General features: G+C 68.5%; 25 protein-coding genes. 12 read left to right on the top strand and 13 right to left on the bottom strand.

The window, feature by feature from the left end:
• Window positions 1-403 precede the first annotated feature (403 nt).
• Both Q7J39_RS01590 and Q7J39_RS01585 read right to left on the bottom strand, forming a co-directional pair.
• Complete coding sequence (locus tag Q7J39_RS01590; protein WP_304819718.1) at window positions 404-1282, bottom strand: transglutaminase family protein; 879 nt, start codon at window positions 1280-1282, stop codon at window positions 404-406.
• A gap of 38 nt (window positions 1283-1320) precedes the next feature.
• On the bottom strand, window positions 1321-1587 hold the full coding sequence (locus tag Q7J39_RS01585; protein WP_304819716.1) for a hypothetical protein: 267 nt from the start codon (window positions 1585-1587) through the stop codon (window positions 1321-1323).
• Between the two features lie 139 nt (window positions 1588-1726).
• Between Q7J39_RS01585 and Q7J39_RS01580 the strand changes: the two genes are divergently transcribed.
• The 3 genes from Q7J39_RS01580 (at window position 1727) to Q7J39_RS01570 (ending at window position 6649) form a co-directional block, all read left to right on the top strand.
• Window positions 1727-3937 (top strand): transglycosylase domain-containing protein, encoded by a 2211-nt coding sequence (locus Q7J39_RS01580; RefSeq protein ID WP_304819714.1) that lies wholly within the window; start codon window positions 1727-1729, stop codon window positions 3935-3937.
• 61 nt (window positions 3938-3998) lie between these two features.
• On the top strand, window positions 3999-5225 hold the full coding sequence (locus Q7J39_RS01575) for a putative DNA modification/repair radical SAM protein (RefSeq protein WP_304819712.1): 1227 nt from the start codon (window positions 3999-4001) through the stop codon (window positions 5223-5225).
• Window positions 5225-6649, top strand: a complete 1425-nt coding sequence (locus Q7J39_RS01570) for a UdgX family uracil-DNA binding protein (protein ID WP_304819710.1) — start codon at window positions 5225-5227, stop codon at window positions 6647-6649. Before Q7J39_RS01575 ends, Q7J39_RS01570 begins: the two co-directional genes overlap by 1 nt.
• Here the strand turns inward: Q7J39_RS01570 and Q7J39_RS01565 are convergent.
• The 5 genes from Q7J39_RS01565 to Q7J39_RS01545 all read right to left on the bottom strand — a co-directional run bounded on the left by Q7J39_RS01565 (window position 6621) and on the right by Q7J39_RS01545 (window position 11049).
• Window positions 6621-7787, bottom strand: coding sequence for an MFS transporter (locus Q7J39_RS01565; RefSeq protein ID WP_304819707.1), 1167 nt, complete (start codon window positions 7785-7787; stop codon window positions 6621-6623). The two genes, Q7J39_RS01570 and Q7J39_RS01565, sit on opposite strands and share 29 nt — an antisense overlap.
• A gap of 4 nt (window positions 7788-7791) precedes the next feature.
• Entirely contained in the window at window positions 7792-8448 is a 657-nt protein-coding gene (locus Q7J39_RS01560) for a TetR/AcrR family transcriptional regulator (RefSeq protein ID WP_304819706.1), read from the bottom strand.
• Between the two features lie 73 nt (window positions 8449-8521).
• Window positions 8522-9706, bottom strand: coding sequence for a VWA domain-containing protein (locus Q7J39_RS01555; RefSeq protein WP_304819704.1), 1185 nt, complete (start codon window positions 9704-9706; stop codon window positions 8522-8524).
• A gap of 144 nt (window positions 9707-9850) precedes the next feature.
• Window positions 9851-10360 (bottom strand): recombinase family protein, encoded by a 510-nt coding sequence (locus Q7J39_RS01550; protein WP_304819702.1) that lies wholly within the window; start codon window positions 10358-10360, stop codon window positions 9851-9853.
• A gap of 113 nt (window positions 10361-10473) precedes the next feature.
• On the bottom strand, window positions 10474-11049 hold the full coding sequence (locus Q7J39_RS01545; protein ID WP_304819700.1) for a GNAT family N-acetyltransferase: 576 nt from the start codon (window positions 11047-11049) through the stop codon (window positions 10474-10476).
• Between the two features lie 37 nt (window positions 11050-11086).
• Here Q7J39_RS01545 and Q7J39_RS01540 point away from each other — a divergent pair, with 37 nt between their 5' ends.
• The 4 genes from Q7J39_RS01540 (at window position 11087) to dxs (ending at window position 15153) form a co-directional block, all read left to right on the top strand.
• A complete protein-coding gene (locus Q7J39_RS01540; RefSeq protein WP_304819698.1) occupies window positions 11087-12013 on the top strand; it encodes a histone deacetylase family protein in 927 nt (308 codons plus the stop codon).
• Window positions 12014-12082: 69 nt separating this feature from the next.
• Window positions 12083-12325, top strand: a complete 243-nt coding sequence (locus tag Q7J39_RS01535) for an exodeoxyribonuclease VII small subunit (RefSeq protein ID WP_304819696.1) — start codon at window positions 12083-12085, stop codon at window positions 12323-12325.
• On the top strand, window positions 12325-13206 hold the full coding sequence (locus Q7J39_RS01530; RefSeq protein WP_304819694.1) for a polyprenyl synthetase family protein: 882 nt from the start codon (window positions 12325-12327) through the stop codon (window positions 13204-13206). The genes Q7J39_RS01535 and Q7J39_RS01530 overlap by 1 nt, the downstream gene beginning before the upstream one ends.
• Before the next feature lie 24 nt (window positions 13207-13230).
• The gene (gene dxs, locus Q7J39_RS01525) at window positions 13231-15153 is read left to right on the top strand and encodes a 1-deoxy-D-xylulose-5-phosphate synthase (RefSeq protein ID WP_304819692.1); all 1923 of its coding nucleotides are present in this window, start codon (window positions 13231-13233) and stop codon (window positions 15151-15153) included.
• Window positions 15154-15157: 4 nt separating this feature from the next.
• Here dxs and Q7J39_RS01520 read toward each other — a convergent pair whose 3' ends face one another.
• From Q7J39_RS01520 to flgF, 6 genes are read right to left on the bottom strand one after another with little or no spacing between them, the layout of a single operon-like run.
• A complete protein-coding gene (locus tag Q7J39_RS01520) occupies window positions 15158-15655 on the bottom strand; it encodes a hypothetical protein (protein WP_304819690.1) in 498 nt (165 codons plus the stop codon).
• Between the two features lie 32 nt (window positions 15656-15687).
• Window positions 15688-16161 (bottom strand): hypothetical protein, encoded by a 474-nt coding sequence (locus tag Q7J39_RS01515; protein WP_304819688.1) that lies wholly within the window; start codon window positions 16159-16161, stop codon window positions 15688-15690.
• 59 nt (window positions 16162-16220) lie between these two features.
• The gene (flgH, locus tag Q7J39_RS01510; protein ID WP_304819686.1) at window positions 16221-16943 is read right to left on the bottom strand and encodes a flagellar basal body L-ring protein FlgH; all 723 of its coding nucleotides are present in this window, start codon (window positions 16941-16943) and stop codon (window positions 16221-16223) included.
• Between the two features lie 14 nt (window positions 16944-16957).
• On the bottom strand, window positions 16958-17698 hold the full coding sequence (gene flgA, locus Q7J39_RS01505; protein WP_304819684.1) for a flagellar basal body P-ring formation chaperone FlgA: 741 nt from the start codon (window positions 17696-17698) through the stop codon (window positions 16958-16960).
• Window positions 17699-17702: 4 nt separating this feature from the next.
• The gene (gene flgG / locus Q7J39_RS01500; RefSeq protein ID WP_304819682.1) at window positions 17703-18491 is read right to left on the bottom strand and encodes a flagellar basal-body rod protein FlgG; all 789 of its coding nucleotides are present in this window, start codon (window positions 18489-18491) and stop codon (window positions 17703-17705) included.
• Window positions 18492-18505: 14 nt separating this feature from the next.
• On the bottom strand, window positions 18506-19243 hold the full coding sequence (gene flgF / locus Q7J39_RS01495) for a flagellar basal-body rod protein FlgF (RefSeq protein ID WP_304819680.1): 738 nt from the start codon (window positions 19241-19243) through the stop codon (window positions 18506-18508).
• Window positions 19244-19466: 223 nt separating this feature from the next.
• Here flgF and Q7J39_RS01490 point away from each other — a divergent pair, with 223 nt between their 5' ends.
• From Q7J39_RS01490 to Q7J39_RS01470, 5 genes are all read left to right on the top strand, one after another.
• The gene (locus Q7J39_RS01490; protein ID WP_304819678.1) at window positions 19467-20063 is read left to right on the top strand and encodes a flagellar basal body-associated FliL family protein; all 597 of its coding nucleotides are present in this window, start codon (window positions 19467-19469) and stop codon (window positions 20061-20063) included.
• Between the two features lie 101 nt (window positions 20064-20164).
• Window positions 20165-21157 (top strand): flagellar motor switch protein FliM, encoded by a 993-nt coding sequence (fliM, locus tag Q7J39_RS01485; protein WP_370689979.1) that lies wholly within the window; start codon window positions 20165-20167, stop codon window positions 21155-21157.
• Window positions 21154-21738: a DUF6468 domain-containing protein gene (locus Q7J39_RS01480; RefSeq protein WP_304819675.1), complete on the top strand. Its 585-nt coding sequence runs from the start codon at window positions 21154-21156 to the stop codon at window positions 21736-21738. Before fliM ends, Q7J39_RS01480 begins: the two co-directional genes overlap by 4 nt.
• Window positions 21735-22694, top strand: a complete 960-nt coding sequence (locus tag Q7J39_RS01475; RefSeq protein WP_304819673.1) for a MotE family protein — start codon at window positions 21735-21737, stop codon at window positions 22692-22694. The genes Q7J39_RS01480 and Q7J39_RS01475 overlap by 4 nt, the downstream gene beginning before the upstream one ends.
• A 4-nt stretch (window positions 22695-22698) precedes the next feature.
• Window positions 22699-25632, top strand: coding sequence for a tetratricopeptide repeat protein (locus Q7J39_RS01470; RefSeq protein WP_304819671.1), 2934 nt, complete (start codon window positions 22699-22701; stop codon window positions 25630-25632).
• Window positions 25633-25650 lie beyond the last annotated feature (18 nt).

Raw genomic sequence — 25650 nt, 5'->3', positions numbered from 1 at the left:
TCAAGGGCGAGGACTCCGACGCCAAAGGGCGCCCAAGCGGAGCCTAAGCAGAGTCGCGTCTAGCGGCTCCCCCGTGCGGGACCATTGGACCGATCCGCCCGATCACAAACGTCATCCCGAATCGGCCTCGCGGCCGTCCAGGACGACGGAATTTGCCTTGCGAGCTGAGTGGCGTTCGTGATTCGGCGCTCGCTCGGCGCCGTCTCAGCCCGGGGCGGTGGATCGCGGCTAGTGCCCCGGTCGCGGTTGGAACGTCCGCTGTTCCTTCACCTCCGGCGGCGCCGGATCCGGCGCCCGGCCGTGCTGTGGCTTGGGCGCGGACCTGGGGAAGCTGAAGTTGGTGGATGAATCCTGTTGATCGAAGCCCTTGGTCATCGGCTTGTCCTCCCGCCCCTACTAACGCTCATGCCGGCTCGATCTGTGTGTCGGCCGCGCGCACATCTACGTGAATCGAAAGCTCTCTCCGGCCAGGATCGCCCAGGATCATGCCGCTGATCGGGGTTGCTTCCTCCGGGGTGCGGCTCACCGCGACCGGGATCAGGTCTGCCGACTCCGCCAGACCATTGGTGGGATCGAACTCCATCCAGCCCAGGTCGGGCAGGAAAACCTCGCACCAGGCATGGGTGGCGCCGGCGCCTCGCACGCTCGAATGGCGCGGCGAGTAAAGGTAGCCCGTGACGAAGCGCGCGGCGTAGCCCAGCCGCCTCAGGGCCTCCACCATCAGCCAGGCGAAGTCGCGGCAGGTGCCCGAGCCCATGGTCACCGTGAAGGCCGGCGTCTGGGTGCCTTCCTCGTCGCGCTCGCGGTAGTCGAAATGCTGGTGGATGTAGCGGTTCAGCCGCTGCAGGAAGTCGAGCGCCGGCTCATAGGCGCCGCCCGCCTGGGCCCGCACCCAGTCCAGCAGCATCCCGTTCGGGTCGTCGGTCGCCGGGTCGATGAAGGGGTCCAGGATCGTGCGGTCGCCGCGCGCGTAGACGATGGGCATGGCGGTGTGCGGATTGTCGATCCGCAGCGGGGCCAGCGGGGCCGGGAACCGCTCGATGGTGAGCTGGCTGACGATGGTCAGCTCCTGCGATCGTACCTCCGGCGTCATCAGGCAGACGCAGTTGCCCAGCGCGTCATAGACCCACCGCTTGGCGGCCGGCAGGGACAGACTCATCGAGGCCCCGACCACCCGGGTCGCATGGCTGTCGCGCGGCCGCAGCAGCAGCCGGTGCAGGCCAAAGCCCACCGGCCGCTCATAGAGATAGCGGGTCTCGTGACGGATAATCAGCCGGGCCATCGTGCGCGACGAACGGTCAGGCGCGCCGGAGGTTCCGGCTAGGGCTTGCCGTCGCCGGCGCCCTGGCCGCCGGTCGTGCCGACGCCGGCTCCCTCGGCGGCCGGTGAGGTGGCCTGCATGGGCGGCGGGGAGCCGTCGGCCGGGACCGCGCCGGTGACGCCGGCGTCGGGGGCCGTCTCAGCGCCGGTTCCGGCCACCGCGTCGGTGTCGGGCATGGCCGCGCCGGTGGCGTTGGGCTTGTCGTTGCAGGCGGCGGTGGAGAGCGCCAGGGCCGAAACGGCCACCAGGGTCAGGAACAGTCGCATGGGAACTCCTTCGAAGGGGGTGAAGCTGCAACGACCGCCGCGCGGCGGCGTTCCACGACTGTGGCCACGCTTGGCGCCCCGTACGCATGTGGTATGGACGCCGCTTCCCCGGGTCCGCGCCCGATTGAATGCGACGTGCATGTCCGCCAACGACCCCGAGGTCGATCCCCCCGAGCCCGCCGAGCCCCAGCCGCCCGAGGTCGTTGTGGAGCCCGAGGCGCCGTCGCTGGTTGATGACCTCGCCGACGCCGGCGCGACGGAAGACATGCCCGAACCTGAGGTGACCCCGGAGCCGGAGTCTGGCCCGGAACCGGACATCGAACCCCAGCCCGATCCAGAGCCCGAAGTTGTCCCGGATTCCGATCCCCAGCCGGAGATCGCGCCGCCGCCGCCCCTGCAGCCGGAGACCACACCCGCCCCGGTGACCGCCGCCGGCGACGGTACGACTCCGATCTGGAGGCGCCGGCCCTGGCAGATCGGGGCGGGCGTCGCGGCCCTGCTGCTCATCTTCATGGTCTGGCTGGTGGGCGCCCTGCCGCTGGGCCAGGCCCTGGAGCCGCTGGAGAGCCCGACCCTGGTCCTGGTGGCCGCCGACGGCCGACCCATCGCCAAGCGCGGCTCCTACAAGGAGGCGCCAGTCGAGGTCGCCAAGCTGCCGAAATACGTCTCCGGGGCCTTCATCTCCATCGAGGATCGGCGCTTCTACAGTCACATGGGGATCGACCCCAAGGCCATCGCCCGGGCCCTGAACGCCAACGCCAAGGCGGGCGGCGTGGCGGAGGGTGGCTCCACCATCACCCAGCAACTGGCCAAGAACGCCTTCCTGTCCAACAAGCGCACCCTGCGCCGCAAGGCCCAGGAGGCGATCATCGCCCTCTATCTGGAGGCCCGGCTCTCCAAGGACGAAATCCTCTCGCGCTATCTGTCCTCGGTCTATTTCGGGGACGGCGCCTTTGGCCTGCGGGCCGCGGCCCGGCACTATTTCGACAAGCCGCCCGAGGCGCTCTCCATCGGCGAGGCCGCGATGCTGGCCGGCCTGGTCAAGGCGCCCTCTCGCCTGGCGCCGACCGAGAACCTGGAAGGCGCCCGCGAACGGATGCGGGTCGTCCTGGGCGCCATGGCCGATACCGGCCTGATCACCAAGGCCGAGGCGCGGCGAGCCGCCCGCGGCGTGCGCCCCTATGGCGGCCGCAAGCCGATCCCCACCGGCTCCTATTTCGCCGACTGGGTGATCCCCCAGGCCAAGGCGGCGATGGAGGCCAGCTACGGTGAGACCGTGGTCAAGACCACCCTGGACACCAACCTCCAGGCCCAGGCCGAGAAGATCCTGGCCCGCGCCCTGGACCGTGACGGCAAGGTGCTGAACGTGGGGCAGGGCGCCTTGGTGGCCATGCGCACAGACGGCCGTGTCGTCGCCATGGTGGGCGGGCGCGACTACAAGGTCAGCCAGTTCAACCGCGCCGACGCCGCCCGCCAGCCGGGCTCGGCCTTCAAGCTGTTCGTCTATCTCGCCGCCCTGCGCGAGGGCTGGACCCCCACCAGCCCGATCCTCGACGCCCCCGTCGAGGTCTCGGGCTGGAAGCCCAGGAACCACGAGGTGAAGTACGCGGGCCGCATGGTGCCGCTGATCACCGCCTTCGCCGGCTCCTCCAACGTCGCCGCCGTGCGCCTAGCCAAGGAGGTCGGCCGCGACGACATCGTCCGAACGGCCCGCGATCTCGGTATCATCGAGCCCATCCCCAACGACCTGACCCTGGCGCTCGGCACCGGTCCCATGAGCCTGGTTCAGCTCACCGCCGCCTATGCCGCCATCGATGCGGGCGAGGCCCCGGTGATCGCCCACGGCCTGGCCAGCTTCCGCAAGCCCAAGACCGTCCACAAGCTGGGCAAGGCCGAACTCGCCGGCATGCGCGACCTGCTGCGCTCGGCCACCCAGCGCGGCACCGGCATCGAGGCCGCCATCCCCGGCGCCTTCGGCAAGACCGGCACCACCCAGGATTATCGCGACGCCCTGTTCGTGGGTTACGTCGGCGACCTGGTGGTCGGTGTCTGGGTCGGCAATGACGACAACGCCTCCATGAACGGCGTGGTGGGCGGCGGCCTGCCCGCCAGAATCTGGAAGGAATTCGCCTCCTACGCCGTGAACCGCAACGCGCCGAAGGCCGCCCTGGTGGAAGCCCCGCCCGTGGAGACCGAGGCGCTGGCCATCCCCGAACTCCCCACCGACGGGCCCCTGCCCGAAGGCGCCGTAGCCCCCACTCCCGAAACCCCGCCCAGCGCGCCTGCGGCGCCTGCCGCCGAAGCCGCGCCCGCAGCCCCGGCGCCTGCCACCGACGCGCCAAAGCTATAAGCTCACAGATTCAACTCCGGTTCAGCTTGTAAGAACAAAACAAGAACTTTAAGGTCGCCGCATGGTGGCCCTGACGCTGAAGCGCAAACTCGAAATCCTCTCCGACGCGGCCAAGTATGACGCCTCCTGCGCCTCGTCTGGAACGGTGAAGCGCGACTCCGTAGGCGGAAAGGGGGTGGGCTCCACCGACGGCGGGATGGGCATCTGCCACGCCTATGCGCCGGACGGGCGCTGCATCAGCCTTCTGAAGATCCTGCTGACCAACTTCTGCGTCTATGACTGCGCCTATTGCGTGAACAGGGTGTCGTCGAACACCCCCCGCGCCCGGTTCAGCGTGGCCGAGGTCGTCGACCTCACCCTGGGTTTCTACAAGCGCAACTATATCGAGGGCCTGTTCCTCTCCTCGGGCATCATCAGGAGCGGCGACTACACCATGGAGGAGATGGTCGCGGTGGCGAAGTCGCTGCGGATCGACCACGACTTCCGCGGCTATATCCACCTCAAGGTGATCCCCGAGGCCTCACCGGCCCTGGTCAATGAGGCCGCCCTCTACGCCGACCGCATCTCCATCAATGTCGAGCTCCCCCGCGACACCAGCCTGGCCGACCTCGCCCCCGAAAAGGACGCCGTCGGCATCAAGAAGGCCATGGGTCGGGTCCGCCTGGGGATCGATCAAGCCAATGAAAAACCTATCAAAACCAAGCCGCCCAAGTTCGCGCCCGCCGGCCAGTCTACCCAGATGATCGTCGGCGCCGACGCCGCCACCGACGGTGAGATCCTGGCCAAGAGCGCCGGCCTCTACGGCGCCTACGGCATGCGCCGGGTCTACTACTCGGCCTATAGCCCCATCCCCGACACCACCTCCCGCCTGCCCCCGGTCCGCCCGCCCCTGATGCGCGAGCACCGCCTCTACCAGGCCGACTGGCTCATGCGCTTCTACGGCTTCGCCCACGACGAGATCACCGTTCAGGGTGTCGACTTGGACCTCGACATCGACCCCAAGCTGGCCTGGGCCCTGCGCAATCGGGGCGACTTCCCGGTCGATCTCAACACCGCCGAGCGGGAGACGATGCTGCGGACGCCTGGCCTGGGCGTCCGCAGCGTCGAGCGCATGATCGACCTCCGCCGCTACAAGCAGCTGACCCTGGAGGACGTGAAGCGCCTGACCCGGCGACTGGACAAGCTGAAGCCCTTCATCATCACCGCGGACTGGCGGCCGGGCGCGCTGACCGACAAGGCCGATCTGCGCGCGCGCCTGACCCCGCCGCAGCAACTGAGCCTGTTCTGATGCGGGTCGTGCGGCTGGCCTCCGAGATCGACTTCGTCGGTTGGCGCGAGGCGGCGCGGTCCCTGCGCGGCCAGGGCGTGGCGCCCGACACCATCATCTGGACCGTGGACGGGGAGGGCGACCTGTTCGCCGACCCCGAGCCCTTGGCCCCACCGTCGCCCGGCGGCTTCACCGTCAGCCGGGAGTTCCTGGAGCTGGCTGAGGCGGTGATCCTGCATCGGTCGGCCGAACGCTTTTCCCTGCTGTACCGGATGCTCTGGCGCCTGGCCGCCGAGCCCAACCTGCTGCGGATCGCCACCGATCCCGATGTGGTCCGCGCCAACGACTTCGCCCGCCAGGTCAGCAGGGCCGCCCACAAGATGAAGGCCTTCGTCCGCTTCCGGACCGTGGGCGCCGACCCGGAAGCCTACGCCGCCTGGTTCGAGCCCGCCCACCGGGTGACGGAGTCCGTCGCGCCCTTCTTCGCCAAGCGCTTCGCCAACATGATCTGGTCGATCCTGACGCCGGACGTCTGCATTCACTGGAACGGCGCGCAACTGGCGGTGACTCCCGGCGCCGACCCCGCCGACGCGCCGGGCGAGGACGCCCTGGAGGACTACTGGCGCACCTACTACGCCTCGATCTTCAACCCAGCCCGGCTGAAGGTCGACGCCATGACCAAGGAGATGCCCAAGCGCTACTGGCGGAATCTGCCCGAGGCGCGGCTCATTCCAGACCTGATCGCCGCCGCCGAAGGCCGGACAACCCTGATGGTCGCCCAAGCCCCCAGCCAGCCCAACCGCGTGGTCCGGCAGATGGCCCGCACGGCCCGCGACGCCACGTTTGACGCACTCTCACCCCAGAGCCTGGAGGCGGTGTCCGCCGGGGTCGACGCCTGCCGCCGCTGTCCGCTCTACAAGGAGGCGACGCAAGGCGTGCCCGGCGGAGGTCCCGCCCCCGCCCGCCTGATGCTGGTGGGCGAGCAGCCCGGCGACCAGGAGGACCTGGCCGGCCGGCCCTTCGTCGGTCCCGCAGGCCAGATGCTGGACAAGGCCCTGGCGGAGGCCGGCGTGCCGCGCAGCGAGACCTATGTCACCAACGCCGTGAAACACTTCAAACACGCGCTGCGGGGCAAGCGGCGTATCCACCAGACACCAAATCCCTCAGAGGTCACCGCCTGCCGCTGGTGGCTGGACGCCGAGCGGCGGCTGATCCGGCCCCGCGTCGTGGTGACCCTGGGCGCCACCGCAGCGCTCAGTGTCTTTGGCAAGGCCACGCCCATCGGCGAGAGCCGCGGCATCGCCCTGCAGCTGCCCGATCAGGCCCAGGGGGTGGTGACCTATCACCCCTCCTATCTGCTGCGCGTCCCCGACGCGGCGTCGAAGGCCAAGGCCTACATGCTCTTCGTCCAGGACCTCAGGTTTGCGTGGGAACTGGCGAGCTGAGGCGATTCCGCCCGAGGGCGCCCAACCCGATCAGCGCGATGGCGGCGCCGCAGGCCATGAAGGCCGCGCGGTAGGACACCCACTGGGCCAGCATGCCGAAGATCATCAGCATGCCGGTCATGGTCACCTGGCCCGCGAAGCTCTTCACCGCCGCGATGGTGGCCCTGGTCTCGGTCGGGATGGCGTGATGCAGGCGGGCGTCGAAATTGACATCCACCACCTTGAACAGGCCGGCGGCCGGGACGATCAGCGCCACCGACCAGGGCTGCAGGCTGGCCGCGGCGCCGGCGATCAGCAGGCCGATGGCGGCGAACAGCGCGAAGAATACCGGGGTCGTCGCGCGGCGCAGGCGGTGGGCGGTCAGCGAGCCGCCGGCCTGGGCGGCGCTGATAGCGGCCACAAACAGGGCGACCTGGGAGGCCGGCAGGCCGGTCTCCGATCCGAAGATGGGCCAGAACCCCTCCAGCCCGCCGCCGAAGGCGTTGCTCACCGCCGCGAAGGCGATGAAACCCAGCACCAGGGGGGCGCCGGCCACGGTGTGGAACCCCTGCTTGAGCAGAGCCAGATAGTGCCGGTTGGTCCGCAGCGTCTTGCGCGCCCGGGGCAGGGCGATGGCCGCGCCGGCGGCGGCCAGCACCACCGCGACGCTCGCCCAGAGGATGGCCGTGTAGCCAAACTGCACCGAGATCGAGGCGCTCAGCGAGGCGGCCAGGACAGCGGCGAACCCCACCCCCTGGGCGCGGCCCATCACCCGGCTGTAGTCCTCGGCCCGGCCCTCGCCATGAAGCTCGTCATAGACCAGGGCCTCGAACACCCCGTTGGTGAAGGCGCTCTTGGCGCCCCAGAGCATCATCCCCACCAGGCAACTGAGGAAGCTGGGCGAGGCGATCCACACCAGGAAGCCGATCACCCGCAGACTCTGCGCGCCGGCCAGGATCCAGCGACGGGAGTAGCGGTCGGCCAGCACGCCCGAAGGGATCTGCAGGATGAAGGCGGTGATCGACCAGGCCATCAGGCTCGCTGAAACCTGAACCGGCGTCAGGCCGTGGGCGACGAACATCACCGTATAGAGCGGATAGATCAGGACGAAGGCGTCTAGCGCCTTGAACAGATAGACCCGGTCGACGAAGGCGGGCACGCAGCTAGGCCAGGAAGCCGGCCTCGGCGAAGTCGAGCATCCGCTTCAGCAGGCCGTCGATGTCGCTCTCGCGGGTGGCCCCGTCCGACAGCACGTGCAGGCGGTCGAACTCGGCGAAGCGGTTGTTGTGGACCATGCCCAGGCAGAAGTGCAGTCGCCAGTAGACGCTCTCGCGGGGCAGGTCCGGCTGCGCCGCGATCAGGGCGTCGGCGAACCGGGCCAGGTGGGAGACGTCGTTGGTCAGGGCCTCGCGCATCTCCGCTGTGCCCTCGCTGCGCGAGCGGATGATGAACTGCACCGAGATGCGCCGGTCGTTCTCCGGCGAAGCCCACCTCAGTGGCGGGGTAAACAGGGCCGCCAGGATGTCGCGCACCGGGGGCCTGCCGTTGTGGCGGTCGCGGGCCTCGTGAAGCATGCGGGCCCGTTCGCGGTTCAGCTCTCCCGTGCGGCGCCGGAAGATCTCGAACAGCAGGGCGTCCTTGGACCCGAAGTGATAGTTCACAGAGGCGAGGTTGACCCCGGCCTCGGCGGTGATGTCGCGGACCGAGACGTTCTGGAAGCCGTGCAAGGCAAACAGCCGCTCAGCGGCGGCGAAGACCGCGGCCTTGGTGGCGGCCTCGTTCGGCGGATCGGGGTCGTTGGCCGGCACCGGATCGGTCACAGGCGAATCCTCAAGGTTCGCGAACAGCTTAGCAGGCTAATGCGTGTCGCAAACGATTGTCCGCCTGCGGCCTTTAGCGCGACAGTTCCCGCATGGCCTTGTCGAGGCCTTCGATGGTGAGGGGATACATCCGGTCGCCGACCAACTGCTTCATCACCTCGATCGAAGGCGTGTAGTCCCAATGCCGTTCGGCGGTGGGGTTGAGCCAGATCATGTTCTCGTAGATGCCCGCCACCCGGTCGATCCAGACCGCGCCGGCTTCCTCGTTCCAGTGCTCCACCGAGCCGCCCGGATAGGTGATCTCGTAGGGGCTCATGGTGGCGTCACCGACGAAGATCACTTTGTAATCGTGGGAGTACTTGTGGAGGATATCCCAGGTGTTCAGCTTCTCCGCGTGACGGCGGCGATTGTCCTTCCACACGCTCTCATAGAGGCAGTTATGGAAGTAGTAGAATTCCATGTTCTTGAACTCTGACCGCGCGGCCGAGAACAGCTCCTCACAGACCTTGATGTGGCTGTCCATGGAGCCGCCGATGTCGAAGAAGATCAGGACGCTGATCTTGTTGCGGCGCTCGGCGCGCATGTTGATGTCCAGATAGCCCTTCTCCGCGGTGCCGCGGATGGTGGCGTTCATGTCTAGTTCTTCCTGGGCGCCCTCGCGGACCCAGCGGCGCAGTCGGCGCAGGGCCACCTTGATGTTGCGGGTGCCCAGTTCGACGGAGTCGTCGAGGTTCTTGTACTCGCGCTTGTCCCAGACCTTGATCGCTTTGCCGTGGCGTCCCTTGTCCTGGCCGATGCGCACGCCCTCGGGGTGGTAGCCATTGGCGCCGAAGGGCGAGTCACCCTTGGGGCCCATGCCGCCCTTGCCCTCGTCGCCCTCGCCCTTGCCTTCCTTGGCGTCCTTCATCCGCTTTGCGAGCTCTTCCATCAGCGCCTCGAAGCCACCCATGGCCTCGATCTGCGCCTTCTCCTCATCGGTGAGGAACTGGTCGGAGAGCTTCTTCAGCCACTCGGCCGGAATGTCGGAGACGCCGATGCCGTCGACCTTCTCCAAGCCCTTGAAGACATGGCTGAAAACCTGGTCGAAACGGTCGAGGTTCTTCTCGTCTTTCACCAGGGCCGAGCGTGACAGGTAATAGAACTCGTCCACCGATCGCTCGATGACCACCTTGTCGAGCGCCTCCATGAGCATGAGGTACTCTTTCAGCGTCACCGGGATCTTGGCTTCCCGAAGCTCGGTGAAAAAGCGCATGAACATGGCAGGCTTCCCTAATAGGGGGACGAACGATTGTTTGATCCTCGAAGATGGAGCCCCGCGCGCCGTCTGTCCAGTATGGCGCGAACGCGCAGCCCTAAAGACCTTCGGCCTCGGCGTTGGCGTAGCTCGCAGCGAAGCGTTGAATCACGCCGTGGCGCGGGCCTCGACCTCACGCAGCTTGCGCCAGACGGTCATACGCGAGACGCCCAGGCGCCGGGCGATCTCCACCGGGCCGACGCCGGCCGCCTGGAGGGCGCGGATTTCGTTGATCGCCGATTGGCCCCGCGGCCGCCGATACATAGCCATGGGCTCCACGGACAGTACAGCCTGGAGGGCCGCGCGCAGCGCGCGGCCACCTTCGCCTTCACTGCAGATCTCGGGTTCGACGATGTAGAGGCTGGCGCCGCGTTCCTCGAGCTTGTCGATCACCTCAAGGACGTTGCGACTGGAGCCTGCCAGGTGTTCGAGCCGGGTCACAACGAGTTGGTCGCCCTCGCCAATGAAGTCGAGGATCGAGGTCAGAACGGTAGACTCGTCGGTCATCGGGCCGGCAGGCTCCTCAGCCCGGACCACGTGACACCCGATTGCTTTCAACGTCGCCGTATCGTCCGCGGAGCGTTCGTCACGCAACCGGACATATCCAATTCTCAACATCCCACCCGTCGCTTTCAGCTACTGCGATGATTGACGCCAAACTCGCAAAAGCCGGGGGCCCCGTCAAAGCGTAGAACCTTAAATCTCCGCAATAATTATTCTCATATCGGCGTTCAGACAGGGTTGCTCGCAATGCGAGCGCTCATTCTGTCCGGTTTGTTAGAAAACCTATCCGCAGAACGCCTGAAAATGAATTCCAGGTCTGTCGTCGACCCGACCTTGAATCCGTACTCGCCGACCTTTTCAAATCCGGCGCGCTGGTAAAACCGCTGCGCGCCTTGGTTTTCCGACCACACCCCGATCCAGAGGGCGCGCGGTTCGCCCGCCTTCATCCAGTCCATGGTCTCCGCAAACAGCCGCCCGCCGAGGCCGCCGTTCTGGAAGGCCTTGAGCAGGTAGAAACGCTTAAGTTCGCGACAGCTTGATGTGACCTCCGGGTGAGGAAGTTCGCAGGGGCCGCATTGGGCGTAGCCGACGGCCTCGCCCGCCGCCTCCACCAGCCACAACGCCTTGGCCGGATCGGCGAGGTCGGCGGCCATCGCCGCCACGCTGTAGGAGTCCTCAAGGAAGGCTGCGAGGTCGCCCGGGTCGTAGAGATGAGCGAAGGTGTCGCTGAAGGTCGTGGCGGCGAGGGCGGCCAGGACAGGCGCGTCGGCCGGAGCCGCGCGGCGGATGGTGATCTCGGTCATTCGGCTCGGCGCGGTTTCGGGGTTAGGATCGATTCTGATGACTGTCGCGCTCTACACCCATGCGGACATGCTCGACCACCGCCCGGGCGCCAACCACACCGAGCGGCCCGAACGGCTGACGGCGGTGATCGACGCCCTGAGCGACGCCTCGGACCTCGACCTCGAACCCCGCGATGCGCCGCTGGTGGACCCGAGCGACCTCGCCCGGGTCCACATGCCGATGTACGTCCAGGCCATCTTCGACGCCGCCCCGCGCCAGGGGATGCTGATGCTGGACGAAGACACCTACATGTCGCCGGGCAGCCTGAACGCCGCGCGGCGCGCCGCCGGATCGGTTGTCCAGGCGGTGCGGGATGTGGCGGCCGGGCAGCAGCAACGGGCGTTCTGCGCCGTCCGCCCGCCGGGCCATCATGCCGAACCGCACAGGCCGATGGGGTTCTGCATCTTCTCCAACATCGCGGTGGCCGCGCGGGTCGCCCAGTCCTGCGGCCTGAAGCGGGTCGCGGTGGTGGACTTCGACGTCCACCACGGAAACGGGACCCAGGCGGCCTTCGCCGGCCACGAGGACCTGTTCTTCGCCTCGGTGCAGCAGTGGCCGATGTGGCCCGGCACCGGACACCCCGACGAGGCGGTCCCTGCCAACATCAGGAACGCCGTGGTTCCGCCCGGCGCGCCGGCTGAGGAATGGCGCAAGGCCTTCGAGAGCCTGATGCCCCATGTCGACGCCTTCGCCCCCGACCTGATCCTGATCTCGGCGGGCTTCGACGCCCATGCCTATGACCCCGTGGGCGACGCGTTCCAGAACCTGGAGGCCCCGGACTTCGACTGGGCCACGCGCGCCATCGCCTCTGTGGCGCGCAAGCACAGCCAGGGTCGGATCGTCTCCTCCCTGGAGGGCGGCTATGGCCTGGAGGCGCTCGGGCGCTCGGCCCTGGCTCACGTTCGCGCATTGTCCGACGCCTAACCTCGGGCGCCCCGTTGCAGGGCGGATCGGGCCTCTCTAGGTTGGCGAACCTCACCTTCAGGAACCGACATGGCCGACGCCGCTGACATCGATGGGCTTTCGTTCGAGCTGGCCCTGGCCGAGCTGGAGAAGATCGTGGCCCAACTGGAGTCCGGCCAGGCGCCGCTCGAGCAGTCCATCGAACTCTATGAGCGCGGCGCCAAGCTGAAGGCCCACTGTGAGGCTCGTCTTGAGGCCGCCCGCTTGAGGGTAGAGAAGATCGTCATGGGCGCCGACGGCGCGCCGGGGGTCGAGGCGGCGGAATTCAACTGATGCCCGAACTGGCCCACCGCGTCACCGAGGCCGCCGACCTGGTCACCGTCGCGCTGGACGAGCTGTTGCCCCGAGCCGATGGCCCGGAGGCCCGGCTGACCGAGGCCATGCGCTACGCGGCGCTGGGGCCGGGCAAGCGCCTGCGCCCGTTCTTCGCCATCGAGACCGGCAAGATGTTCGATCTAGACGAGCGCCCGGTGCTGCGCGCCGCCTGCGCGGTGGAGTGTGTCCACGCCTACAGCCTGGTGCATGACGATCTGCCGGCCATGGACGACGACGACACCCGGCGCGGGCGGCCCACCGTCCACGTGGCCTATGACGAGGCCACCGCCATCCTGGCCGGTGACGCCCTTCAAGCCGCGGCCTTCGAGATCCTCGCCCATCCCGACACCCACAAGGACGGCAATGTCCGCTCCGAGATGCTGATGCGCCTGGCCCAGGCCTCGGGCGCTCGGGGCATGTGCGGCGGCCAGATGATCGACCTGCTGGGGGTGCGTGACGACCTGGGGGCGGTGGCCCGCATGCAACGCCTGAAGACCGGCGCCCTGATTGCGGTGGCCTTCGAACTGCCGCTGATCATGGCCCATGCCGGGGACGGCGAACGCCACGCCCTGATGGGCTTCGCCCAGGACCTGGGCCTGGCCTACCAGATCGTCGATGATCTGCTGGACCATGACGGCGAGGACGCCGTGCTGGGCAAGAAGGCCGGCAAGGACGCCGCCAAGGGCAAGGCCAACTACGTCACCCTGCTGGGCGCCGACGCCGCCCGTGAGCGGCTGAAACTGCTGATCGAGCAGACCAAGGCGCACCTCGATCCCTTCGGTCCGCGGGCTGAATTCCTGCGGGCCAGTGTGGATTTCGTGCTAGAGCGCCGAAACTGATTTCAAGAGATTTGTCCGCGTAACATGCCGCCAAACACGCCTCTGCTCGACAAGGTCGCCTCGCCCGCCGACACGCGTGGGTTCAATGCTTCGGAACTGAAGCAGCTCGCAGACGAACTGCGCGCCGAGATGATCGACGTCGTGTCGCAGACCGGCGGACACTTCGGCGCGGGCCTGGGCGTGGTCGAACTGACCGTGGCCCTGCACCATGTCTACCAGACCCCCGACGACATCCTGATCTGGGACGTCGGCCACCAGGCCTATCCGCACAAGATCCTCACCGGCCGCCGCGACCGAATCCGCACCCTTCGCCAGGGCGGCGGGCTGTCGGGCTTCACCAAGCGGACCGAGAGCGAATACGATCCCTTCGGCGCGGCCCACGCGGCCACCTCGATCTCCGCGGCCCTGGGCTTCTGCGCGGCGCGCGACGCCAAGGGGCGCGACAACCGGGTGGTGGCGGTGATCGGCGACGGCTCGATGAGCGCCGGCATGGCCTATGAGGCGATGAACAACGCCTGCGAGACCACGGGCCAACTCACCGTCATCCTCAACGACAACGACATGTCCATCGCCCCGCCGGTCGGCGGAATGAGCGCCTATATGGCGCGGCTGGTCTCCGGCGGCGGCTACCAATCGCTGCGCCACCTGGGCAAGTCGATGGCTCGGGTTCTGCCCAAGGCGCTGCAGGAAGCCGCCCGCAAGGCGGAGGAATACGCCCGCGGCATGGTCACCGGCGGCACCTTCTTCGAGGAGCTGGGCTTCTATTACGTCGGCCCCATCGACGGCCACGACATGGACGCCCTGGTGCCGATCCTGAAGAACGCGCGGGAAATCAAGGACCGCCCGGTCCTGGTCCACGTGGTGACCCAGAAGGGCAAGGGCTATGCCCCCGCCGAGAGCGCCGACGACAAGCTGCACGCGGTGGTGAAGTTCGACGTGGTGACCGGCCAGCAGGCCAAGTCCGCCCCGGTCGCGCCGCAATATACCAAGGTCTTCGCCCAGGAGCTGATCAAGCACGCCCGGATCGACCCGAAGATCATCGCCATCAACGCCGCCATGCCCTCGGGCACAGGGCTGGACCTGTTCGGCAAGGAATTCCCCGACCGCACCTTCGACGTCGGAATCGCCGAGCAGCATGCGGTGACCTTTGCCGCCGGGCTTGCCGCTGACGGCATGAAGCCCTTCTGCGCGATCTATTCGACCTTCCTGCAGCGCGGCTACGACCAGGTGGTCCACGACGTGGCGATCCAGCGCCTGCCGGTGCGCTTCGCCATGGACCGCGCCGGTCTGGTGGGCGCCGACGGGCCGACCCATGCGGGCTCCTTCGACATCGGCTTCATGGGCGCCCTGCCGGGCATGATCCTGATGGCGCCCTCCGACGAGGCCGAGCTGGCCCATGCCGTCGCCACCGCCGTGGCCATCGACGACCGTCCCTCGGCCTTCCGCTATCCGCGCGGTGAGGGCGTTGGCGTCGCCATCCCTGACCTGGCCGCCCCCCTGGAGATCGGCAAGGGCCGCATCGTCCGCGAGGGGACGACGGTCGCCATCCTGTCCCTGGGCACGCGTCTGGCAGAGAGCCTGAAGGCCGCCGACCTGCTGGGCGCGCGGGGTTTCTCCACCACGGTGGCCGACGCCCGCTTCGCCAAGCCGCTGGATATCGACCTGCTGCTGCGCCTGGCCCGCGAGCACGAGGCCCTGATCACGGTGGAAGAGGGCTCCATGGGGGGCTTTGGCGCCTTCGTCTTGCAGGCGCTCGCCGAGCACGGCGCCCTGGACCGCGGCCTGAAGGTGCGCACCCTGGTGCTGCCCGACATCTTCCAGGACCACGACAAGCCCGAGATCATGTACGCCCAGGCCGGCCTGGACGCCGAGGGCATCGTGCGCGGGGCGCTGAACGCCATGGGTGTGGACAATGTCTCCGCCGCCGGCGCGGGACGCCGGGCCTAAGCTTCTATTTGCAGGCGCTGAGGAACGGTCGGACCTGCTTCAGCGGGACCGGCGGCGTGCTCTTGGTTTCGCCGAGGCCCGACAGGGTGAGGACGCCGGTCTTCCTGAAGGCCGCGATCACCGGCGCGCGGGTGGCGACCTCCGCTGACAGCAGCGAGCCGCCATTGAGGTCATCGGCGTCGGCCTGACCGCGCAGGGTGGCCGAGGCGAGGCCGGACACCAGGGTGACGCTGGTGGGCCAGGGCGCCCGGCGGCCGATCTTGTCGACCCAGACATCAGTCTCCTGCCGATCGGCGAGCCGGGTGGCGACCGGGAAGGAGGCGGTGACCTGGCCGGTCCCGCGCGGGCAGCGCAGGGCGGCTACAAAGTCATCGGAGTTGGGAACGCCATAGACCAGGACCACCTCGGGCAGGGTCTTGTCATTGGACAGGGTCCAGAGACGGGCCTCCTGCGCCTGGGCGGCGGTGGCGGTCATCAAAAAGAGGGCAAGCGCGAGCTTCATGCGGCCACGCTAGCACCGCATTCGGGCTTCCTCTAGGCGCGGCAGGACGCGAAGAAGCCGTTCACCGCGCCGCGTTCCGAGCCGCGGACCGGCATGGGCGCCTTGCGGCCATTGGCGACGACCGAGAGGTCTCCCGTCGCCGCGAAGCTGGCCAGCGCCGGGTCGGTGACCGGAGCCTTGGCTTCGACATAGACCGCGCCTTCGCCCATCCCAGGCGTGGCCTCAGCGGCGAGGCGGCTGTTGTGGCGCTTGGAAGCCAGGTTGATGGCGTCAGACGGCGCGTCCATGGGAGCGGTCATCGAGACCAGGACCTGACCGGACTTCGGCTGGCAGGTCATCATGATCAGGACGTTGTCGCTCTGCGGTTGGCCATAGGCCAGCTTGGCGCCCTCGCCCTCGGCGTGATTCAGCGACCAGGCCATGCCCGGCAGGCTGCTCTGGCCCTGGTGGGCGCAGGAGGCCAGTAGGCAGGAAATGCCCAGTCCGATGATCGCGCGGCGTTTCATGAGCAGGACGCTCCCTTCGGAGAGGAAACGCCGCCGCCCAGCTAAGGTTTCAAGGTCGATCAGAACGGTTGGAAGCGTTCCACGAGCGACTGCATGACCGGAGTCTTCTGCACGCGGCTGATGTCCCCGCGGCCGCCGTAGCTGATGCGGGCCTCGGCGATCTGGGTGTGCTTGATGGTGTTGGACGACGAGATGTCCTCGGGGCGCACGATGCCCGCGACGGTGAGCTGGCGCAGCTCGGCGTTGGTGCGCACCTCCTGGGTGCCCTGGATCACCAGGTTGCCGTTGGGCAGCACGGCGGAAACCACCGCGGCGATGGTGAGCGAGATCTTCTCCGAGCGGGTCACGGCGCCGGACCCGGTGTTGGACATGGCGGAGTTGGTCTCAATCCCGGCGGCCAGGTCGGTCCCCGGCGGCAGCAGGCGGCCGAGGCTGCCCGACAGGCCAAACAGCGATGGCGCGGCGGCCTCCATGCCCGAGGATCGGCGGCTGTTGGAGGCGTTCGAGGTCTGGGCGCTGTCGTTGATGTCGATCTGGACAGTGAGGATGTCACCGGTTCGCGCGGCGCGCTGATCGATGAAGAAGGCGCGCGCGCCTGAACGCCACAGGGAGTTGGCCGAGGCCGGTTGGCTCTGGTTGCTGGCCATGTAGACCTGGTCCTGCGCCACCAGGGCGGAGGGATAGCCCACCGGCGCGAGGGTTGGGCCGACCACGGCTTCCTTGACGGTGGAGCAGGCGGCGAGCGGGATGAGGGCGGCGAGGGCGAGGGCGGAAAGACGCATGGGACGGGTGCTTTCTAGCGCTGGGCGTACTGGGCGCGGGCCAGCGACTTGAGCTGGTCGGCGGCGGGGCCGACGACAGCCTGGCCGGGACCGCTGGCGGTGGCCTGGATGATCTTCTTGGAGGTGGTGTTCTGCACCGAGACGGTGTCGCCGATCCCGGCCGCGCCCATGGCCTTGCCTTCCAGGGACAGGCTGACGCCGCCGGCCTGGTAGATCACGGTGACGGCGTCGCCGGCCTTGATCACCTGCGGCGCGGAGACGTCGCGGACCGAGACGGCGGCGCCGGCGCGGAGCGGGCGCTTGGCGGCCATGCCGATCACCGCGTCGGCGTCGCGGGGCGCGTCGGCGGGGGCGGCGGCGGCCTTGGCCCAGACCACGTCCTGGGGCTGGACCATCTCGCCGGCCGACAGGCTGCGGGCATAGGTGAGGATTTCGACATTGCCGCGCGTGACAGGCGCGCTGACGCCACCATCGGACCCGGCGCGCACGACGATGCGGCGGATGCCCTCGGCGTTGGCCCAGTCCAGGCCGGCGCGGCGGGCGGCCATCTGCACGGCCCCGGCGTCAAGGACGGCGGAGGTTCCGGGGCGCGTGGCCACGGCGATCTTGCCGGCTGAACCCGCCCCGTCGAACAGGTCCGACAGGGTGATGAGGCCGTCGCCGTCGAGGGTCTCGGACTTCAAGGTCACGGCCTGGCCGGCCAGCGCCGGGGCGGCGGCGAGGGACAGGACGGCGGCGAGGATCAGGGTGCGCATCAGCCTAGCCCTTCAACTGGTTGGCGGCCTGCAGCATCTGGTCGGCCGAGGAGATGACCTTGGAGTTCATCTCATAGGCGCGCTGGGCCACGATCAGCGAGGTGATCTCGGTGACGGCGTCGACATTGGAGGCCTCGGTATAGCCCTGCAGCAGGGTGCCGAAGCCGGTGGAGCCCGGCGCGCCGGTATTGGCCGCGCCCGAGGCGCCGCTCTCCATGAACAGGTTGTCGCCGATGGCTTCCAGGCCGCCCTCGTTGACGAAGGTGGCCAGCTCCAGGGTGCCGACGGTTTCGGGGGTGGTGGCGCCGGCCTTGGTCACCTGCACCTGGCCGGACTTGGAGATGATCACGTCGGTGGCGTCGCCCGGGATCGTGATGGCCGGCTGAACCTGATAGCCGTCCTCGGTGACCAGTTGGCCCTGATCGTTCAAGGCCAGGTTGCCGGCGCGGGTATAGGCGGTCTCGCCGGAGGGCTTGAGCACCTGGAGATAGCCACGGCCGTCGATGGCCACGTCATAGCGGTTGCCGGTGGCGGTCATCGAGCCCTGCTCGGTGATGCGGTAGACCGAGCCCGCCTTCACGCCGCCGCCGACCTGCACGCCGGTGGGGACGATGGTGCCCTGGTCCGACGACTGCGCCCCGGCCCGTTCCAGGGTCTGGTAGAGCAGGTCCTGGAACTCGGCCCGCTGGCGCTTGAAGCCGACGGTGTTCATGTTGGCGATGTTGTTGGAGATGACCTCGACGTTGAGCTGCTGGGCAGCCATGCCGGTCGCGGCGGTGCGAAGTGCTTGCATCTCTTAGACTTTCCTTACTGCGCCTTGCCCAGGCGCTCGATCGAGCGCTTGGACAGGTCGGCGTTGGAATCCATCATCTTGGCCATCGACTCGTAGGCCCGCGTCACTTCCATCATCCGGGTGATCTCGAGGACGGTCTTGACGTTGGAGCTCTCCAGCATGCCCTGGTGGACGCGGGCGTCCGGGGCGGCTTGAGGCTGGGCGTTCGAGGTGTTGCGGTAGAGGTTGTCGCCAGCCTTCTCGAGGACCGAGAGGGTGTCGAAGCGGACCAGGGCCACCTTGCCGATGCGCTCGGCGCCCTGGCTGATGGTCCCGTCCGTGGCGATGGTGACCGCGCCCTTCTGGGGATCGACGGTGATCTCGCCGCCGCCCTCGTCGAGGAGGGCCTGGCCGCCTTGGGTGGTGACGCGGCCGGTGTCGTCCATCCGGAAATGACCGTCGCGGGTGTAGCGCTCGCCGTCCGGCGTGGTGACCTTGAAGAAGCCCATGCCCTCGACGCCGAGGTCGAAGGGGGCGTCGGTCTTGCGCAGGGAGCCGGGGGTGAAGTCGCGGGCGACGCCGGAATCGAGCACGAACTTGATCGGCTTGGGGCCGCCCTGGGTCATGGCCGGAGCCCGCGGCGCGGTCTCCACCATCAGGCTCTCGACCTTGAAGCCGGTGGTGTCGGCATTGGCGATATTGTTGGCCACGATGTCGAGCTCGCGGCGCAGCGTCATCTGCCTCGAAAGTCCGACATAAAGAGCGTTGTCCATCGACGTGCTCGAACCCTTAACCTGCGACACTTTCGTCGGAGGGAAGACTGCAAGCTTCGGGCCAGTCTGAAAGATAAGCAAAAACAAAGGATAAGAAGGTTAACAAAGCCTTTTCGGCGTATTTTGCCGGGCAGGCTTGGACCGCTCCCGCCACCCCCAAAAAAACCAGTCCTTAACCATGTCGGCCGCACACACAGGGGGCAGATTCTAAGGAGCCGCGCACGTGGCCAAGGACAAGGTCAAGGAAGCCCCGGCCGGCGAAGCCGCCGAGGGCGAGGAAGGCGAAGGCGCTTCTGGCAAGAAGAAGCTGCCGATGAAGATGATCATCATCGGCGCCGTGGCCGCGGTTCTGGTGCTGGGCGGCGGCGGAACCGCGGCCATGATCCTCCTCAAGCCCAAGCCCGATGAGGCTCACGGCAAGGCCGACGAGCACGGCAAGGAAAAGAAGAAGGAAAAGAAGGGCGAGAAGGGCAAGGAAGAGAAAACCATCGGCGCCGTCGCCGAGGGGCCCGATGGCGTCCTGTTCTACACCATGCCCAATGTCGTGGTGAACATGCAGACAGCCGACGGCCGCGCCACCTTCCTGAAGCTGAAGCTCACCCTGGAAGTTCCCGACCAGGAGACTGTGGATCTGCTGGAGCCCAACATGCCGAGGCTCCAGGACATGTTCCAGACCTTCCTGCGCGAGCTGCGCCCGGAAGACCTGCAGGGCAGCCAGGGCTCCTATCAGCTGCGGATGGAAATCCTGCGCCGGGTGAACCTCGTGATCGCCCCGTCAAAAGTAAATGCCGTCCTCATTGAGGAGATGTTGATCAACTAGGGTCTATCCCTGGTCGACTTATCCCCATGGACGAAGAACTCGAAAACCAGAACGCCGCCGAGGGCGAAGATTGGGCTGACGCGGAGCAATCCGCCGACAGCATGATCGGCTCCGAACGCATCCTCAATCAGGATGAGATCGACAGCCTGCTGGGCTTCGATCTCTCCGATGAGGAGGCGGCTGAGCGCTCGGGCATTCGCGCGATCATCAACTCGGCGCTGGTGTCGTACGAACGCCTGCCGATGCTGGAAATCGTCTTCGACCGCCTGGTGCGGTACATGACGACGAGCCTGCGGAATTTTACCTCGGACAACGTCGAGGTCAGCCTCGACAACATCTCCTCGATCCGGTTCGGCGACTACCTGAACTCCATCCCGCTGCCGGCCATCCTGTCGGTGTTCAAGGCTGAGGAGCTGGAGAACTACGGTCTGCTGACCGTTGACTCCAACCTGATCTATTCCATCGTCGACGTGCTGCTGGGCGGACGCCGCGGCACCGCGGCCATGCGCATCGAGGGCCGTCCCTACACCACCATCGAACGCGTGCTGGTGCAGCGGATGGTCGAGGTGGTGCTGGCCGACGCCAAGCTGGCCTTCGAGCCCCTGACCCCGGTGACCTTCACCCTCGATCGCCTTGAGACCAACCCGCGCTTCGCCGCCATCGCCCGGCCGCCGAACGCCGCGATCCTGGTCAAGCTGCGGGTGGACATGGAAGACCGCGGCGGCCGCATCGAGCTGCTGCTGCCCTACGCCACCCTTGAGCCCATCCGGAAGATGCTGCTGCAGCAGTTCATGGGTGAGAAGTTCGGCCGCGACAACATCTGGGAAGGCCACCTGGCCACCGAGCTCTGGACCACCCAGATGGAGGTCCGCGCCGTCCTGGACGAACAGCAGATCAGCCTGAAAGAGGTTCTGAGCCTCGAGGTCGGCCAGACCATCATGCTCAACGCCACCCCCGACAGCCTCATCGAGCTGCGGGCCGGAACCATCCCACTCACCCGGGGCCGCATGGGCCGCCGCAATCATCACATCGCCGTTCGCGTGGAGGCGCCGCTTACGCCCCATGCCCGGCGCGCCATTCAGAGTCTGAAATGAGCCTGATCGCCCTTGGGATGAACCTGATGCTGGCCGGCCTGCTGGCCGCCGCGCTGATGATGGGCTTCCGCCTCAATGGCCGGCTCAAGCACCTGCGTGACAGCCACGACGGCTTCGCCAAGGCCGTGGCCGAGCTGGACGTCGCCGCCGCCCGTGCCGAGCAAGGCCTGGCCGACCTGCGCGCCGCGACCGACGAGGCCGCTGACGCCCTGGCCGACCGGATCGAAAAGGCTCGCGCCCTGACCGCCAGGTTGGATCGTCAACTGCAGGGCGCGCCCGCCGCCCCGGTTCACGCCGAGCGCGCCGAGCGCATGGACCGGGCCGAACGCATGGCGCGCGTCGAGCGCGGCGCGCCGATCCCCTTCCGCCGCGATGTTCCCGAGGTCGACGAGGAGGATGTGGAGCGGGTCACACATCGCCTGGGCGCCCTGCTGGCGGGGGCCCGCGAGTCCCGCGCCCGTCCGGAACCCGAGCGGTTTGTCCGCCCGGATATCGCCCCGACGCGCCAACGTCCCCGCTTTGAAGACGATCTGTTCGACGGACCCGCCGATCGCGTCGCCGTCGCTGGAGCCCGCCGATGAAGAATATCCCCCGCATCCTCCCCCTGGTGGGCATCGCCGCCGCAGGAGTCCTGGCGGTCAACGCCATGGCCGGCGCCAAGTCGCTTCCCGAGATGTTTTCCGGCGCGAGGGCCTTCGCCGAGGAGGCCGCCAAGCCGCTGAAGGGCAAGAGCGCCGAGGGTGAAGGCGCCAAGACCCCGGACGCCACGGTGGGCGCCGAGGGCGCGGATGTCGGCTCGGCCCTGGACGCCTCGTCCCTGTCGCTGGCGCCCAAGCCGCCGCCCGCGGTCTGCGCCCCCACCGCCGCGGAACTGGCCAAGGAAGCCGGCCTCTCGCCCGCGGAACTGCAGATCCTCCAGAGCCTCGGCTCGCGCCGGGGGCAGCTGGACAAGCGCGAAGAGGACCTCGACGTCCAACTCGCACTGCTGGCCGCCGCCGAGGCCAAGCTCGACGCCAAGGTGAAGACCCTCACCGGGCTGAAGGGCGACATGCAGACCCTGCTGAACCAGGCCGACGGCAAGGAGCAGGCCGAGGTCGACCGCCTGGTGAAGGTGTTCGAGGGCATGAAGGCCAAGGATGCGGCGCCCCGCATGGTCATGCTGGACGACTCCGTGCGCCTGCCGATCGCCGGCAAGATGAAGGAACGGGCGCTGTCGGCCATCCTGGCCGCCATGCCGCCGGCCGAGGCCAAGCGCCTGACCGAGAGCCTGTCGCGCCGCTTCGCAGACGCCCGCAAGGTCGCCGCCTCCGCCGAGGGGGCGGCGTCCAACGCCGCGGCCAACACCGCCGCGCCGAAACAAGCCTCGATCGACCCCACGGCGGAGCCGGCTCCGCCCGCCAAGGCCGCGCCGAAAAAGGTCGCGGCCCGCAAGCCCGCGCCGAAGAAGGCGCCGGTGAAGCAGGCCGCCGCCAAACCCGCCCCGTCGCCCGTCACGCCGGCAGCCCCCTCCGCGGCGGCTCCGCCGACAGCCGGCTAGTCCATTGCGCCTGCGCCAGGCCCTTCACTCCAGCGTCGCGGCGATCTGCATCGCCGGCGTGATCGCGCCTGCGGGTGTGGCCGCGCCGACGGCGGCCCAGGTCGCGCCCCGCGGCCCGCTGGACGTGCATGTGGCCCAGGCCCGCGACTTCTCGCGGATCGAACTGCATTGGGCCGGTGGCGCGCGCGCCATCACCAAGCGCGACGGTCAGGTCCTGACCCTGAAGTTCAACCGGGACGCCAATCCCGACATCGCCCGCCTGCGGGTGGATCCTCCCAAGTGGCTGAAGACCGCCGAGGCGCGCCACTCCGGTGGCGGGCTGGAACTGATCCTGACCCTGGCCGACAACGCCGAGGCCAAGGTGGGGAGCGCCGACGGCGCCACCTATATCAACCTGTTCGAACGGCCCCCGCCGCCCGAGCCCAGCCTCGCCGAAGCCGCGGCGCCGATCACCGCTCCCGAGCCCCCGCGCCCCGATCCGGCGCCCGCCAGCGGGGTCGTGGCGATGGACGCCAAACTGGTCAATGGCCAGGTCCTGCTGACCTTCCCGTGGGCCAATCCGAACGGCGCGGCGGTGTTCCGGCGGGGTGACGCGATCTGGGTGGTGTTCGACACGCCGGTCGATCTCGACGTCTCCAGGGCCCCTCGGGGCCTTCGCCAGTTTTCGAAGGTGCAGAGCTTCAAGGGGTCTGACTACTCGGCCGTCCGCATCGCCGCGCCGAAGGGCACGCCCTTCTTCGCTTCGGCGCAGGGCGCGACCTGGACGGTGGCCATCGGTCCCGGCGCTCAGAACCAGAGCAGCCAGGTCCGCATCGTCCGCGATGACGTCGGCGGTCCCGCGGCGCTGAAGGCGGTGGTCTCCGGCGCCACCCGGACGCTGAAGGTGGGTGACCCCATCGTCGGCGACACCCTGTCGGTGGTGACCGCGCTCAGTCCCGCCAAGGGGGTGCCCAGCCGCCGGGAATACGTGCAGATGGCGGTCCTGCCCTCGGCGCAGGGGCTGGCCCTGGAGTCCTACGTCGAGGACCTGAGCCTCAGCCACCAGGGCGACCTGGTGCAGATCGGCCGTCCTGCGGGCCTGACCCTGTCGCCGGCCTCGGCCGGTGTCGAGCGGGCCGAAGCCGATCTGGGAGCCCCGCAGCCGGCCGGGATGCCGGCCATGATCGACTACGCCAACTGGCCCAAGACCGGCCCCGGCGGCTTCCTGGTCCGCTACAATTCCCTGCTCAACGCCTCCATGGAGGAGGCCAGCAAGGGCCGCGACGCGCCGGTGGCCGCGCGCATGGCCCTGGCCCGCTTCCTGGTCGGCTCGGAACTCTCCTTCGAAGCCATCGGGGTGCTCAACGACACCGCCCGCACGCACCAGGAACTTCTGGACGATCCGGAGTTCCGCGGCCTGCGCGGCATCGCCCGCGTCATGGCCCGACGCTACAAGGAGGCGGAGGCCGACTTCTCGGCTCCTATCCTGGCCGACGATCCGTCGGCGGCCCTGTGGCGCTCCTACATCGCCGCCCAGCTGGCCCAGTGGCCCGAGGCGCGCAGCCAGTTCGCCGCCGGGGCCGAGGCCTTCGAGCAGTTCTCGCCCACCTGGAAGGCCCGGTTCGCCCGCGCCGACGCGCAGGCCGCCCTGGCGCTGGGGGACATCGATGGCGCCGACTCCCGCATCAAGCTGGCGCTGATGGACCGCACCGCGCCGCTGGAGGAGCTGGCGACGCGGCTGGTTCAGGCGCGCGTCGTGGAGGCCCAGGGTCATCCTGACCGGGCCCTGCGCATCTATGCCGCCGTGGCCAGCGCGCCTGTGGAATCGCTCTCGGCGCCCGCCCTGCTGCGCGCCACCCAGATCCGCCTGGCCGCGGGAAAGATAACCGCGGTCCAGGCCGCCAACGTGTTCGACGGCCTGCGCTACCGCTGGCGCGGAGACTCCACCGAGCTGGAGACCATTCGCGCCCTGGGCCAGCTCTATCTGAACCAGGGCCGTTACCGCGAGGCGCTGGAGGCGCTGCGGTCGGCGGGCCAGCGGCTGCCCGACCTGCCCGAAGCCCTGCAACTGCAGAACGACCTGGCCAGCGCCTTCCGCGGCCTGTTCCTCACCGGCGTCGCCGATGGCCTGGAGCCGATCCAGGCGCTGGCCCTCTTCTACGACTTCAAGGAGCTCACGCCCCTTGGCGCCGATGGTGACCAGATGGTGCGCAAGCTGGTCCGCCGACTGGTGGACGTCGATCTGCTGGACCAGGCCGCCGACCTCCTGAAGTACCAGGCCGACAACCGGCTGGACGGCGTGCCCCGCGCCCAGGTGGCCACGGACCTAGCCGTCATCTACCTGATGGACCGCAAGCCCGAGCAGGCGCTGCAGGCGATCAACAGCTCGCGCACCACCATCCTGCCCACCTCGCTCAACGTTGAGCGGCGCATGGTGGAGGCGCGCGCCCTGATGAACCTCGGCCGCCTCGAATCGGCCCTGGAGGTCATCGAGCGCGACACCTCGCGCGAGGGCGCGGACCTGCGCGCCGAGGTGGTCTGGAAGAAGAAGGACTGGGCCGGCGCCGGCATCCTGTTCGAGAAATCCCTGGCCGACCGCTGGAAATACCCGGGTCCGCTGGCCGCCGAGGAAGAGGGCAAGCTGCTCCGAGCCGGCGTCGCCTACAGCCTGGCGGGCGATGATGGCGCCCTGTCGCGCCTGCGGGAACGCTACCAGGGCTTCGCCGACCAGGCCCGCAACCCAGACGCCCTGCGTGTCGCCCTCTCGGGCGTGCAGGAGGGGCGGCTCAGCGTCGCCGACTTTGGCCGCATCAGCGCCGACAACGAGGCCTTCTCCGGCTGGGTGGCCAAGATGAAGGTGAGGTTCCGCGACCGGCCCGCGCCGGTGGGCCTGCGCACCGCCGCCACGCCCACGCCCGCCAGGACGGCCGCGGCCGCGGCGCCGCCCAGCAAGGGGTAGAACTCTTCTCCCTCCCCT

This window comes from Phenylobacterium sp. (genome assembly GCF_030651185.1).
GTDB lineage: Bacteria > Pseudomonadota > Alphaproteobacteria > Caulobacterales > Caulobacteraceae > Phenylobacterium.
Note: the sequence above shows the minus strand (reverse complement) of the source record. Positions and strands in the feature narration are given on the sequence as shown.